12 protein-coding genes are annotated in these 13574 nt (G+C 73.1%); 4 read left to right on the top strand and 8 right to left on the bottom strand.

The window, feature by feature from the left end:
- The first annotated feature begins 2 nt into the window (after nt 1–2).
- Complete coding sequence (locus CR165_RS01340; protein WP_109515149.1) at nt 3–989, top strand: ketopantoate reductase family protein; 987 nt, start codon at nt 3–5, stop codon at nt 987–989.
- On the opposite strand, the gene CR165_RS01335 is transcribed toward CR165_RS01340, so the two are convergent.
- Nucleotides 968–1945, bottom strand: coding sequence for a hypothetical protein (locus tag CR165_RS01335; protein WP_109515148.1), 978 nt, complete (start codon nt 1943–1945; stop codon nt 968–970). The two genes, CR165_RS01340 and CR165_RS01335, sit on opposite strands and share 22 nt — an antisense overlap.
- A gap of 31 nt (nt 1946–1976) precedes the next feature.
- Here CR165_RS01335 and CR165_RS01330 point away from each other — a divergent pair, with 31 nt between their 5' ends.
- Entirely contained in the window at nt 1977–2543 is a 567-nt protein-coding gene (locus CR165_RS01330) for a cytochrome b (protein WP_109515147.1), read from the top strand.
- A 19-nt stretch (nt 2544–2562) separates the two neighbouring features.
- On the opposite strand, the gene CR165_RS01325 is transcribed toward CR165_RS01330, so the two are convergent.
- Complete coding sequence (locus tag CR165_RS01325; RefSeq protein WP_109515146.1) at nt 2563–2784, bottom strand: hypothetical protein; 222 nt, start codon at nt 2782–2784, stop codon at nt 2563–2565.
- Between the two features lie 140 nt (nt 2785–2924).
- Between CR165_RS01325 and CR165_RS01320 the strand changes: the two genes are divergently transcribed.
- Nucleotides 2925–3257: a DUF1491 family protein gene (locus CR165_RS01320; RefSeq protein WP_109515145.1), complete on the top strand. Its 333-nt coding sequence runs from the start codon at nt 2925–2927 to the stop codon at nt 3255–3257.
- Nucleotides 3258–3327: 70 nt separating this feature from the next.
- On the opposite strand, the gene CR165_RS01315 is transcribed toward CR165_RS01320, so the two are convergent.
- On the bottom strand, nt 3328–5784 hold the full coding sequence (locus CR165_RS01315) for a cellulase family glycosylhydrolase (RefSeq protein WP_219929656.1): 2457 nt from the start codon (nt 5782–5784) through the stop codon (nt 3328–3330).
- A 144-nt stretch (nt 5785–5928) separates the two neighbouring features.
- Nucleotides 5929–7353 (bottom strand): M20 family metallopeptidase, encoded by a 1425-nt coding sequence (locus tag CR165_RS01310; protein WP_109515143.1) that lies wholly within the window; start codon nt 7351–7353, stop codon nt 5929–5931.
- A 185-nt stretch (nt 7354–7538) separates the two neighbouring features.
- Here CR165_RS01310 and CR165_RS01305 point away from each other — a divergent pair, with 185 nt between their 5' ends.
- Nucleotides 7539–7889, top strand: a complete 351-nt coding sequence (locus CR165_RS01305) for a hypothetical protein (protein ID WP_109515142.1) — start codon at nt 7539–7541, stop codon at nt 7887–7889.
- 23 nt (nt 7890–7912) lie between these two features.
- Here the strand turns inward: CR165_RS01305 and mdoH are convergent, their stop codons facing one another.
- From mdoH to CR165_RS01285, 4 genes are all read right to left on the bottom strand, one after another.
- Nucleotides 7913–10078 carry a glucans biosynthesis glucosyltransferase MdoH gene (gene mdoH / locus CR165_RS01300; RefSeq protein WP_109515141.1) on the bottom strand — a complete coding sequence of 722 codons (2166 nt, stop codon included), beginning with the start codon at nt 10076–10078 and terminating at the stop codon, nt 7913–7915.
- The gene (locus CR165_RS01295; RefSeq protein WP_109515462.1) at nt 10066–11577 is read right to left on the bottom strand and encodes a glucan biosynthesis protein; all 1512 of its coding nucleotides are present in this window, start codon (nt 11575–11577) and stop codon (nt 10066–10068) included. The genes mdoH and CR165_RS01295 overlap by 13 nt, the downstream gene beginning before the upstream one ends.
- 144 nt (nt 11578–11721) lie before the next feature.
- Nucleotides 11722–12387: a carbonic anhydrase gene (locus tag CR165_RS01290; protein ID WP_109515140.1), complete on the bottom strand. Its 666-nt coding sequence runs from the start codon at nt 12385–12387 to the stop codon at nt 11722–11724.
- 85 nt (nt 12388–12472) lie between these two features.
- Nucleotides 12473–13570: a DUF1513 domain-containing protein gene (locus CR165_RS01285; RefSeq protein ID WP_109515139.1), complete on the bottom strand. Its 1098-nt coding sequence runs from the start codon at nt 13568–13570 to the stop codon at nt 12473–12475.
- Nucleotides 13571–13574 lie beyond the last annotated feature (4 nt).

The raw sequence follows: 13574 nt of genomic DNA, 5'->3' as shown, positions 1-13574 counted from the left end.
ACATGAAGATCTGTGTATTCGGCGCCGGCGCCATCGGTGGCCATGTCGCCGCCCGCCTGGCGCTGGGCGGCGCCGAGACCAGCGTGGTGGCGCGCGGGCCGCAGCTTGCCGCCATCCAGCGCGACGGGCTGACCATCGAGGCGCCGGACGGTGCCCGCACGGTGCGCGTCGCCGCCGGCACCGCCGCCGAGCTCGGCCCGCAGGACGCGGTGATCGTCACCGTCAAGGGCCCCTCCCTGCCGCAGGTGGCCGAGGCGATCGGGCCGCTGCTCGGGCCGGAGACCACGGTGGCCTTCGTCATGAACGGCATCCCCTGGTGGTATTTCGACCGCCATGGCGGCCCGCTGGACGGCCGCCGCCTGCCCGCCATCGATCCGGGCGACGCGGTGCGCGAGGCCATCGGCGTGGAGCGCACCCTGGGCGGCGTGGTCTATTCCGCCTGCACCGTCATCCGCCCCGGCGTGATCAAGGTGGAGCACGCCAACAACCGGGTGATCCTGGGCGAGGTGAATGGCAGCCCTTCCCCGCGCGCCCAGGCCATTGCCGACGTGCTGACGCGGGGCGGCATCTCGGGCGAGGTGACGGAGGCCATCCGGCGCGAGGTGTGGGCGAAGCTGATGGGCAATCTCAGCCAGGGTCCCTTTACCATCCTCTCCCGCCAGGGCATCGGCGGCACGCTGGCGGACCCGGCGGTGCGCGCCGCCATCCTGCGGGCGATGCGCGAATCGATGGCGGTCGCCGCAGCGCTCGGCCACCCCTTCGAGTACGACCTGGAGAAGCGCGTCGCCGCCTCCTCCAAGCTCGCCCACAAGCCCTCCATCCTGCAGGACCTGGAATTGGGGCGGCCGATGGAGGTGGAGGCGCTGTTCCGCACGCCGCTGGAACTCGCCCGCATGGCGGGGGTGGAGACGCCGACGCTCGACCTCTCCGTGGCGCTGGCCACCCAGGCCGCCACGGCCGCCGGGCTCTACGCGCCGCCCGCCGGCTGAGGCGCCGGCCCCGCCGCCACTCCGGCCGGGGTGGCGGCGGCCGGCAGGGCCGTCTGCCCCAGCACCCAGCCTTCCCAGCGCCGCACCCAGGGGTCCTCCGGCACGAAATCCGGCCGCGCGCCATCCAGCACGCCGATCAGGCAGAGCAGGCCGAGCAGGCTGTCGAACCGGTCCTCGCCGGCGGCATCGGTGCCGCAGCCGCCCAGCACCACCTGCTCCAGCACGCGGGAGGGCCGCATGCCGCGCCGCGCCATGGCGAGCAGGAGGGAGGGCCCGGTGGCGCGCCGCGCCTCGTGGTCGCGCTTGCTGCCGGGCAGGACGATGCCGAGATGCCGCATCGCCTCGGCCGGGTACACCTCGGCCAGCACGGCGTGGCCGGGCTCCAGCAATTCCAGCAGCCCGCCCTGGAACGGCCAGAAGCGCAGCCGCGCGCCCACCGCCAGGGCCGGCGCCAGCCAGTCCCGCCAGGCGGCGATGGCCGCCTTGCCGGATTGGTTGGCCCCCAGCGTCCAGAACACCGGCGCGCCGGCCGGGCGCTCGGCCGTGGCCAGGTCGCACAGCCGGCAGAGGCCGGCGGCGTCCGGCAGGCCGAGGGCGCGGGCATGGGCCAGCCGCGTCATGCCCTTCAGCCCGCGCGCCGGGTAGAAGGGGCGCTCGGGCGAGACGGTCTCCAGCGTCGGGCTGACCAGGAAGAAATCCGGCGAGGCGTGCAGCCCGCGCAGGAAGTGGCAGAAATCCCGCTCCGGCCGCCCGGCGGCGAAGCCGCGCGGCAGGCCCAGCGGCAGGTCGAGCCCGAGCGCCAGCGGCACGCCCTCGGCCAGCAGCCCGGCCACCAGCCCGGCGGGGTCGCCCACCGGGCGCGGCGCCTCGGCGCGCCACTGCCCGCCGCGCCGTCGCGCGATGCTGACCCAGCGCTTGCGCGGATCGATGCTCCAATCCGCATGCGCCGCGATCATTGAGGTATCGTCGTTCGCCGGAGAAAGCCGCATGCCCTACACCCGCACCGCACGCCTGCTGCACTGGGCCACCGCGCTGGCTGTGCTGGCCATCGCCGTGCTGGGCCTCTGGATCGCCTGGGCGCCGCCGCAGGAGGAGGCCCTCAAGCTCCGTCTCTACAACATTCACGAGAGCCTCGGCATCAGCGTCCTGCTGCTGACGCTGCTGCGCCTGGTCTGGCGCCGCCGCCACCCGCCGCCGCCGATCCGCCCGCCGCCGCCGGCGCTGCTGCACCGCGCCGCCTTCGCCACCCATGCCGCGCTCTACGCGCTGCTGCTGGCCATGCCGGTGGTGGGGTTCCTGGCCACCAATGCCTGGGGCTTCCCGCTGCGCTGGTTCGGGCTCGTCCCCCTCCCCAGCCCGCTCGGCCGGCACGAGGCCCTGGCCCCGCTGCTGACCGCCCTGCATGGCTGGATGGCCCTGGCGCTGGGCCTGCTGGTGGCGCTGCACGCCGCCGCCGCCCTCTGGCACCACTGGGGCCGGGGCGACGACACGCTGCGGCGCATGCTGCCGGGCCTGCCCCCGCCCGGCGGCACGCGACCGGCGGCCCGGGGCTGAAGGCCGCCCGCGCGGCGGCTCAGCCGATCGGCTTCTGCGCCCGCTCCAGCAGGCGGGCAAAGAAGCCGGGCTTCTTCACCGGCTCGGCGGCCTTGGCCGTGCGCGCGGCCAGGGCCTCGCGGTCCTGCGTCTTCATCGACAGCCACTTCTCCAGGCTCACGCCCGCCTTGGCGGCGCGCTTCGCCTCATAGGCCCGCTGCCCCTCGGTCATCCGCACCGGCTGCTGCACCTTGCCCGTCATGTCCTGTTCCTCTTGCCCCGGCCATCCCGGCCTGCCGCCGGGGGGTGAATGCCGCGCCGCGCGCCGGCCCGCAAGCGCTTCCCCCGCGCCCCCCGCAAAGGGGCTTGCATGAGCATGGCGAGGCATGACCCTCTGCCGCCATGGAAGCAAAAGTCAAAGCCGGCCTCTGGGCCCAGATGGCGCTGCGGCTGGCCGACATGGCCGGGCAGCCCGGCATGGTGCTGCGCAAGGGAGACCCGGATTCGGGCGGCATCCTGTGCGTGCTGCGGGGGCGGGAGGGCTGCGTGGTGCTGAGCCAGGCGCGCGACGGCGAGGGCCGCCCGGCCTGGATGCGCGGCACCGGCCCCGCGCCGGTGCCGGAGCCGGTGGCGGAAGCCTATGTGGAGCGGCAGGTGAAGCGCGACCCGGATCTCTGGGTGCTGGAGTTCGAGACGCCGGACCTGCAGCCGCCCTTCGAGGCGAAGATCCTCTGACAGCGGGAGCCGGAGGGAGTCCCTCCCCGGCTCCCTCCCCTCCCTTCCGCGCCGAGGCCGGCAGGCCGGCTCAGAGCACCAGGTCGAGCGAGGCCAGGGCACCGGCGCCCTGGCCCAGGAAGCCGAAGCTGACCGTGGCATCCTCGGCGATGCCGCCATTCCAGGCGGCGTTGCGGATCACGTAGCCGGCGGCATCGTGCGAGACGATCTCGGCGTTCCAGATCTGCGTGATCTCGTAGGGCGTGTCGATCCGCAACTGCCAGCCCTGCACCGCGCCGCTGCCCTCGTTGGTCAGCGCGACGCTGGCCTGGAAGCCGCCGGCCCAGGCGTTCACCACCGAGACGCTGCCCTCCAGCCCGCCATCCTCGACCGGCGGCGGGGGTGGCGGCGCCACCGCATCGTCATCCAGGATGGTGCCGGTGCCGCTCATGTCGCCGGCCGTGGCGCCGCGCGGGTTGGAGAGGACGACCGAAAAAGTCTCATCCGCCTCATGCAGCACATCGGCGGCGATGGCGACGGCGATGGTCCTGCTGGTCTCCCCCGCCTCGAAGCGCAGCGTGCCCGCGGCGGCGGTGAAGTCGGCCAGGCCCGCGGTGCCGGGCTGCGTGGTCCAGTCCACCAGCACCGCCTCCGCCGCCGGGGCGGAAAGCGTGACAGTGAAGAGCATGGTCCGGCCGCAGCCATCCGTCTCCCCGCCGGCCGGCAGGTCGCCAAGGTCGAACTGCAACGGCTCGAGCCATTGCATCTTGGCCTCGATCACCGTGCGCCAGTCATCGGCGAGGATGCCGCCCGTATCGCCGGAATTCGGGTTCCAGGACCACCAGGTCCAGCTCGCACCCTGCTGGCCGGCGGCGATGTCGCGGTCGCCATCCAGGTCGAGGTCGCCCGAGAGGTAGCCGGTGATCGCCTCCAGCCAGAGCAGGTCCTTCGGGTCCTGCAGCTTGGTGCCGAATTCGCCGAGCAGCACGGGGGCGATGTTCTCGCGGTAGAGATAGCCCCACATCTGGTCGAACTTGGCCGCCAGCTGGCCCTCGAAGCCGGGCTGCTGGAACCAGGGCTGGGCATGGATGGAATTCGGGTAGTCATGCGCCGAATAGACCAGCTTGTCGGCCACGGAGAGCTGGATCGGCCGGTCCCGGGCGCCCATCAGGTTGCCGCCCCACCAGTAGTTGCTGCCCTGGTAGGTGCCGATGCCCTCGACGATGATCAGCCAGTCCGGATTGGCGGCGAGCACGGCATTGCCCGCCCGCTCGGCCGCCGCCGCCCAGTCATTGGCGCCGCCGCCGCCCCAGTTGCCGTTGTAGGGCTCGTTGTGCAGGTCGGCGCCGACCACGGCCGGCTTGCCCGCATAGCGGGCCGCCAGCATCGACCAGTCGGCGATCCACTGCGCCTCAGAATAGCCCGCCTCGTACCACAGCCCGTTGCCGGAGGTGCCGGCGCCGGCGCTGTTGCGGTGGTGGTCGAGGATGATGCGCAGCCCAATCTGGCCGGCGTAGTCGATGATGCGGTCCATCACCTGCAGGCCGGAGAGGCCCTGCAGCTCGGGGCTCTTCGAGAAGTCGATGCCGTTGGGCGCGGCGTTGCTGTGCAGCAGCTCGGAGGAGAAAGGCAGGCGGATGGTGTTGAAGCCCTCCGCCTTCATCTGGTCCATCATCTCCTTGTAGCCGCGCGCCCAGAGGCCGTGCGGCGCCAGGTTGGCCGATTCCAGGCCGAACCAGTTCACCCCCGCCAGCTTCACCGCCTGCCCGCCGGCGTCGACGATCTGGTTGCCCCGCGTGCTGAGGGCGCCGGCCGCCCCGCCGCCTCCGCCCGTGCCGGCCGGGTCGCCCTCCACCACGCTGGCGTCGCCGATGGCGATGCGGGGCGGCGGCGGGGCGGTGTCGTCGTTGCGGATGGTGCCGGTGGCCTCGGCATCGGCCAGCGTCGCGCCGGAGGGGGCGGAGAGGCGCAGCAGCAGCGTCTCGTCCGCCTCCACCGCCGTGTCGCCCAGCACCTTCACCCGGATGGTCCTACTGGTCTCGCCGGCAGCGAAGGTCAGCTGCCCTTGCAGCGCGGTGTAGTCCACGCCGGCGGCCGCGGTGCCATCGGTGGTGGCGTAGTTCACCGTCACCGCCGTTGCGGCGGCGCGGTCCAGCGTCACGGTGAAGACCAGCTCCCGCGTGCCATCCCCGCCTTCCATCACGCTGGCATCGGTGATGGAGAGGGCGGGCGGCGTGTCGCCACCCGTCGTGGGCATGCCGTTCAGGCTCAGGCCCTGGGGCAGGCTGGCGGCGCTGCCGGCCGCCTGGAAGCCCAGGCTGACGGTGCCATCGGGCGGCACCACCGCGTTCCAGCTCAGGCTGCGCAGCACATACCGGGTGCCGACATGGCTGACGATCTCGGCGCCCCAGAGATTGGTGATCTCGAATCCGGCATCGAAGGCGATGGTCCAGCCATTCAGCCCTCCTGCCCCGCCCTGCACCGCAAGATTGCCGATGAAGCCGCCGCTCCACTGGTTGGACACGCTGTAGGTGAGGGTTGATGCCACGGGCATCGTCTCCGCCGGTGAATGGTGCGGCCACCATATCCGAAGCGAAGGGCTGGATCGAACCTTTAGATTTTATTACGATGCGTGCTTATCGCGCCTGGAGCGATCCGGCAGCGCGTGGCCGCCGGACCTTGCCGCCCGGCTTCAGCCGGGCATGGCCATCTTCACCGGCGGCTTCAGCTCCGGCGGCAGCGGGCAGACATAGGGGGTCGCCTCGGTGCGCGCGGCGTGGTCGGCCTTGGCACGGGCGATCAGGCCCGGGTCGCGCAGCGCCTCGACGGCGACGCCCGCCATCACCTTCGCCACATGCACCATGCCCTTGTGCGCGATGCCCGACTTGCCCTGCGCCGTGAGCTGCCAGCTATGCCCCGGCGTGCCGATGGCATAGGTGGCGCCGCGCGCCTGCACGGTGGGCACCGCCCAGGAGACGTCGCCCACATCGGTGGAGCCCACCATGGCCGCGCCTTTGGCCTCGAGCGGGATGATCTGGTCGGCCAGCGGCACGCCCTTGCGCACCGGCACGCCCATCCGCTTGAAGGCGCTGGCGATGTCCTCGTCCGAGAGGGTCTTCTGGAACTCGGCGGCCAGAGCGCGGTCCTCGTCGTCGAAGGGCGGCGGGCCGAGATGCTCCAGCTGGTCCTGCATGGCGCGCTCCAGCGGCGTGTTGGCCAGCAGGTTGGAGACGGCGGAGACCACCTTGGTGGTCACGCTGGTCTCGGTCATCAGCGCCGCGCCGTCGCCGATCTTGCGCACGCGGGCGATCAGCGCCTGCAGCCCCGGCAGGTCGGTGGCGCGGATCAGGTAGCGCACCTTGGCCGTGCCCTGCACCACGTTCGGCGCGATGCCGCCAGCGTCGAGATAGGCGTAGTGGATGCGCGCGTCGCTCGGCATGTGCTCGCGCATGTAGTTGACGCCGACATTCATCAGCTCGACGGCATCGAGCGCCGAGCGCCCGAGATGCGGCGCGGCGGCGGCGTGGCTGGAGCGGCCGACGAAGGAGAAGTCGATGCGGCAATTGGCCAGCGAGTTCGCCTCGTTCACCGCGGCGAAGGGCGCCGGGTGCCAGGAGATGGCGATGTCCACGTCCCGGAAGCAGCCCTCGCGCACCATGAAGGCCTTGGCGGCGCCGCCCTCCTCGGCCGGGCAGCCATAGTAGCGCACGCGGCCCTTGATGCCGTTCTTCTCCAGGTAGTCCTTCACTGCGGTCGCCGCCAGCATGGCGCCGGCGCCCAGCAGGTTGTGGCCGCAGCCATGGCCCACCCCGTCGCCGGGCAGCGGGCGATGCTCGGCCACGCCGGCTTCCTGGCTGAGGCCCGGCAGCGCGTCATACTCGCCGAGGATGGCGATGACCGGGCCTTCCTCGCCCGCCTCTCCCATCACTGCGGTCGGGATGCCGGCGAGCTCGGTGGTGACGCGGAAGCCATGCGCCTCCAGCGCCGCCTTGTGCTCGGCGGCGGAGCGGAACTCGGCATAGGCCAGCTCCGGCATGCCCCAGACGCGGTCGCTCAGCTCGATGAAGGCGTCCTGATGCGCCTCGACCAGGCGCCAGATTTCCTCGGTGTTGTGCATCGCCACCCCCTCGTTCCGATTGGTGGCCGTCAAACTGCGTCCGGGGCGGCGGCTTGTCGAGGCCCCCGCCCCGCCCGGGCGGGACCGGCGGCGGTTCATCCTTTCCTAACCGCGTTCTCGTAGGCTGCGCCAACGCCAGTTCCTGAGACGACCGGCCCGGGGGCCGCAGAGCGGGGAGCTTCCTCATGTTCGACATCGCCATCCGGGCCCATGGCTTCGTCGCCGCCGGCCATGCCGCTGGCGCCGAGATGCGGCGCGCCGAGCAGCGCCGCGCCCTGGCGGCCCGGCACGTCGCCGCCACCAGCCACACGGATGGCGAGCATGGGGGCGGCGGCAATGCGGGCGCCGACACCGGCGGGCGCGCCCCGGCCGGCGCCACCTTCCCGATGCCGGAAGCGCCGGATGGCGGGGAGAACCCCGCCGAGGCGACCCCGCCCACCGCCTTCGCCACGATCCAGCACCGCTACGAGGCCAACGGCAGCGCCGGCCATGAAAGCCAGGAGCGGGTGGAGGACAGCCTCGACATCCTGGGATAAGCGGGGCGCGGAAGGCCGCCGGCTCAGGCCCCGCCGGCGGCCAGGGCCTCCAGCCGGCGCAGGCCGCGCGCATCGGCCAGCACGGCGGCCAGCTCGGCCCGCGGCAGGCGGGTGGCCTCCGCCAGGCTCTCCGCTTCCTCCAGCCGCGCGAGGCCCAGCAGCAGCGCCGTGTCCAGCGGGTCGAGGCGCGGGCGGCGTGGCGGCGGCAGCATGCCCCGGTGCGCCTCCAGCAGCGCCGGCTCGCGGAACAGGCGCAGCACATCCGGCTCCGGCGCCGCCGCCGTCAGTTCCTGCTGAAGCTGGCGGGCGCGGGCCAGCACGACTGGGGTCTCCCGCTCCTCCGGCGTCAGCAGCAGGCCGAGGCGCCGCAGCCCGACGCCGATGTCGCGCCGCGCCGTCAGCGCTGCCAGCGGGATGGCCAGCGCCAGCCCCAGCACGACGGGCGACATCCACAGCGCCAGATAGGGCGAGACCAGCCAGGCGGCGCCGCCGAAGGCCAGGCCGAACAGCGTGTGCCGCCAGTAGAGCCGCGCCACCTGCCCCAGCGGCAGGCTGCCATCGTCCCGCCGCTGCGCGTTCCAGCCGGAGTCGCGGCCGAGCAGGATGCCCACCACATCGACCGACTGGGTCAGCATCGTCACCGGCGCCAGCAGGCCGGCCACCAGCGTCTCCACCAGTATCGAGAGGAAGGCGCGGATGGCGCCGCCGCTGCCGCGCCGGTCCCGCGCATGGAACAGCAGCGCGAACCACGCCATCAGCTTCGGCGCCAGCAGCAGCGCCATGGTGCCGATGAACACCCACATGGCGCGCACCGGATCGACCACCGGCCAGTCGGGGAAGAGGCTGGGGCCGGCGGGGAAGTATTCGGGGCGGATGAAGCGCGCCTGGATGGCCAGCACCACGCCCATCACCAGGAACAGCAGCCAGATCGGCGCGGTGATGTAGCTGCCGATGCCGGTGAGCAGGTGCAGCCGGCTGACCCAGTGCAGCCCGCGCGCCGGCAGCACCGACGCGTGCTGCAGATTGCCCTGGCACCAGCGCCGGTCGCGGATGGCGAGGTCCATCAGCGAGGGCGGGCTCTCCTCATAGGTGCCGCGCAGCCAGGGCACCATGTGGATGGCCCAGCCGGCGCGCCGCATCAGCGCCGCCTCGACGAAATCGTGGCTCATGATGTGGCCGCCGAAGGGCTTGCGGCCGTGCAGCTCCGGCAGGCCGGCCGCATCGGCGAAGGCGCGGGTGCGGATGATGGCGTTGTGGCCCCAGTAATTGCCCTCCGCCCCGTGCCACCAGGCGATGCCCTCGGCGATCAGCGGGCCATAGACGCGGCCGGCGAATTGCTGCATCCGCGCGAACAGCGTGTTGCCGCCGGCGATGATCGGCAGGGTCTGGATCAGCCCCACATCCGGGTGGCGCTCCATGGCGTCGGCCAGGCGCAGGATGGTGTCGGCCTCCATGACGCTGTCGGCGTCGAGCACCAGCATCTGCGGGTAGGCATCGCCCCAGCGGCGAACCCAGTCGGCGATATTGCCGGCCTTGCGCTCCGTGTTCTTCGCGCGGCGGCGGTAGAAGATGCGGCCATGGTCGCCCGTGCGCTCGCGGAGCGCCAGGAAGGCGGCCTCCTCGGCCACCCAGATCTCGGGCTGGGTGGTGTCGCTGAGGATGAAGATGTCGAACCGCTCCAGCGCGCCGGCGGCGGCAAGCGATTCATGGATCGCCTGGAGGCCCGCCATGACGCGGGAGGGGTCCTCGTTGTAGGTCGGCATCAGCAGCGCGGTCTTCACGCCGGGCATCGGCGGCGGGCCATCGGGGGCGATGCCGAGCCGCCGGTCCGGCCCCGCCAGCAGGCGCAGGAAGCCGCACACCGCGCTGCTGAAGGACAGCGCGATCCAGGCGAACAGCACCACGAACAGCACCAGCACGATGCCCTGCAGGGCGGTGGGCTTGCCGCTGCCCAGCACCAGCCACATCTCGCGCGCGGCGAAGGCGGTGAGCGCGATCGCCGCGCCGATCACCAGCAGCCGCCGCAGCCAGACCAGCGTCAGCTGCGAGGGGCGGCCGCCCGGCCGCACCGTGGGGCGGGCGCGGAGCGACTGCACCGGCATCGCCAGCGGCGCCTCCGGCGGCAGGGCCCGCCAGCCCTCCTCTCCAGGCGCCGGAGGGGCGGCAGCCGGCCGCGTCACGCCGTCCATCGGTACAGCAGCGTCTCGGCCACCGCCTCGGGGCCGGCCTTCAGCTCGGCGCGCAGCTCGACGGCGCGCGCATCGCCGGGGAACAGGTCGAAGCTGATGCGCCAGCCCTGGGTCTCCGGGTTGCGCTGCACCACCACGTTGCGGACCTCGCCGCGGCTGGCCGTCACCAGCGCCTCGGGCTTCGCATCCGGCGCCAGGTTGTCCAGCGCGCCGCCGGTGGCGTCGATGACGAAGAGCCGCCCGCCCTGTGTCCAGGAAGCGCCGGAGCGGGTGGACATCAGCCGGCCCAGCTCCGGGCTGCCCGGCGCCTCGTCGCACCAGTGCAGGCGGAAGGTGTAGCGGTACTCGCCCTTGGCGCGCAGCGGGTCCTTCGGGCGCCAGAAGGCGACGATGTTGTCGTGGATCTCGCCGCTGGTCGGAATCTCGACCAGCTGCACCGCCCCCTCCCCCCAGTCGCCGATCGGCTCCACCCAGAGGCTCGGGCGCTTCTCGTAGCGTGCCTCCAGGTCCTCGTAGCTGTCGAAATCCCGCCGCCGCTGCATCAGGCCGAAGCCGCGCGGGTTGACATCGCCGAAGGCGGAGAGCTGCAGGTCGCGCGGGTTGTTCAGCGGGCGCCAGACGCGCTCGCCGCGGCCCGTGAACATCAGCAGCCCGTCGGAATCATGCACCGCCGGGCGCCAGTCGTCGCGCCCCGCACGGTTCAGCGGCGAGAACCAGAACATGCTGGTCAGCGGCGCGACGCCGGCCGTCGCCATGTCCACGCGCGGGAAGATGGTGGATTCCACGTCGAACAGCGTGACGCGGCCGGGGCGGATGCCGAAGCGGAAGGCCGCGGCGCAGGAGGGGCTGTCGAGCAGCGCGTGGACGGTGATGGCGTTCACCCCCTCGCGCGGGCGCTCGATCCAGAAGGCGCGGAAGAGCGGGAACTCCTCGCCCTTCGGGTCAGCCGTGCCGATCGCCAGGCCACGCGCCGAGAGGCCGTAGATCTGGCCGCGCGCCACGGCGCGGAAATAGCTGGCGCCGAGGAAGGCACAGACCTCGTCGTAATACTCCGCCCTGTTGATCGGCGCGTGCAGGCGGAAGCCGGCGAAGCCGAGATCCTCCGCCGCCGGGCGCGGCATGTTCTGGAAGTCGAACAGCTCGGGGCTGTAGCGGATGGGCCGCGCCATGCCGCCCGCCACCTCGTACATGTCCACGCGCGACTTGTAGAGGAAGCCGCGGTGGAACATCTGCGCCTGGAAGGGCAGCCCGCCCTCGCGCCACAGCGCCTGCGCCGGGCGGTAGCGGATGTCGCGGTACTGGTCGTAGGTCAGGTCGGTGAGGCCCGAGGGCAGGCCGTCGGGCGGCGCCTTGTAGGGCTGCTGCGCCAGGCGCCGCGCCGTCTCGCGCACCGTGCCGGGGTCGAAGGGCGTCTCGTCGGGACTTGCCGCCTGGGCCTCGGACAGATGGGTCGTCTCCTCCGCCAGGAAGACGGTGGAGAGGGACAAGGCGGCGAGCATGGCGTCGCGGCGGTTCACAGCAGGCAACTCCCTTTCCGGCGGCGACCAGCGAACGCGCGGGGGGGCGGCGGGTTGCGCGCCCGGCCCCGCTGACGCTGACCGGCCCCGATCAGGCGCCGCGAATGCGGTTAAATTCGGCCTTTTTCAAGCCACCGCCGTGAAGCTGCCATCCTCGGCCAGATAGGAGAGAACGCCGGTGCGGATGTCGAAGGAGCCGCCATGCAGCGCCAGCGTCCCTTCCGCCACCCGGCTGGCAACCCACGGAAAGGTCATCAGGTTGCGCAGGGAGAGCTTCACGGTCTCCAGCTCGCACTGCGCCTGGGCGGCCTCGGCGTCGGTCGGCTCGCAGGCCAGGGTGCGGCGGCGCGCCTCCTGCGCGATGCCGGTCATCCACGGCTCGACGAAATCCTGCGCCCCGGGTGGAAAGCCGCGCAGCAGCGCCTGCACGCCGCCGCACATGGCATGCCCCAGCACGATGATGCGCGGCACCTTCAGCACGCAGACGCCGAATTCCAGCGCCGCGCTGGTGCCGTGGTAGGAGCGGTCCGGCTCATAGGGCGGCACGAGGTTGGCCACGTTGCGGACGATGAACAGCTCTCCCGGCGCGGCGTTGAACACCATGCCCGGATCGACGCGGCTGTCGGAGCAGGCAATCACCAGGGCCCGCGGGCTCTGCCCGTCCCGCGCCAGGTCCTGGAACAGCCGGCGGCGCTCCGGCCACACCTCGGCGCGGAAGCGGCGGTAGCCATCGAACAGCGTGTCGAGGTCATCCGGCTTGCCGGCGGGCGGCTGATTCGGCGGGTTTTCCATGAGGCATCCCTGGTGGCAGGTGAATTGGCCGTTTCCTCGCGCGGGGAGATGCGCGGTTTGCGGCCCGTGTCAACAGCCGCCCCGCTCACCCGACACGCAGCAGGTGGTTGTCCCAGGCGCCGCGCGGCCCCGGCAGCGGGCGCGTGGCGCCGCTGCGGGCATCGGCCTCCAGCAGCGCGCCATGGCCGCTGGCCAGGATGAAGCGCCCCGGCGCGCCGGCCGGCGCCACGCCGCAGACATCGCCCAGCGGCACCGAGCCCAGCGCGCGCCCCGCCGCCAGATCCCAGAACAGCGCCACGCCGCCGCGCGGGCTGGTGGCCGCCAGCACCGCCCCGGCGGAGTCGGTGGCGACGCTGCCGATATAGTTGCGGCAGGCGGCGCGCAGCGTCTCCGGCAGCGCCAGCGGACGCAGCGCCCCCTCGCCCCGCTGCACCGCCAGCAGCGGCACGGCCTCCGCCTCGTCGCCCTCGAACTGCATGGCCACCGCCGTGCCGCCCGGCACCGGCGCCAGATGGCGGATGGAGAGCCGGTTCATCGCCGGCGCAAAGCGCGCCGTGGACAGCACGCGCCCGTCGCGCGGGTCGAGATGCACCAGGGACGGGTCCATGCCCGCCGGGTCGAGATTCGCCCGGGGCGCATCGGGGTGGGTCAGGATGCCGCCATTGGCCACCACCAGCGCCGCGCCCCCGGGCGCGAGGCGCATGTCGTGCGGGTCCCGCCCGCCGGTCGCGAACTCGGCCACGCGGCGGAAGCCGTCCGTGGCGTCGTAGACGCCGATCAGCCCGGCGCCGTCCGCCACCCGCGTCTCGGTGGCGTAGAGCAGCCTGCCATCCGGCGCGAACAGGCCATGCCCGTTGAAATGCCGGTCCTCCGGGGGCGCGAAGCCCTGCCGCAGCGTGCCCGTGGCGAGGTCGGCCACCAGCGCCTCCCAGCCCGGGCGGCGGCCGAACACCACCACCAGCGGCCGGGCGGGATGCGCGGCGAAGCCATGCGCGCGGGCCGTGAGCCGCAGGTCGAGCGGCACGCCGCCATCGCCGGGGGCGAAGGCGCCGGCATGGTCCCCCTCCCCCGGCACGCGCCAGGCGCCCAGCACCAGGGGCGAGGCGCCGCGCGCCGGGCGCCGCGGCCAGGAGGCGAGATCGGAGGCCAGCAGGGCGCCCAGCAGCAGGTCGCGGCGGCGCACCCGG

This window comes from Teichococcus aestuarii (genome assembly GCF_003116135.1).
GTDB classification, from domain to species: domain Bacteria; phylum Pseudomonadota; class Alphaproteobacteria; order Acetobacterales; family Acetobacteraceae; genus Pseudoroseomonas; species Pseudoroseomonas aestuarii.
Note: the sequence above shows the minus strand (reverse complement) of the source record. Positions and strands in the feature narration are given on the sequence as shown.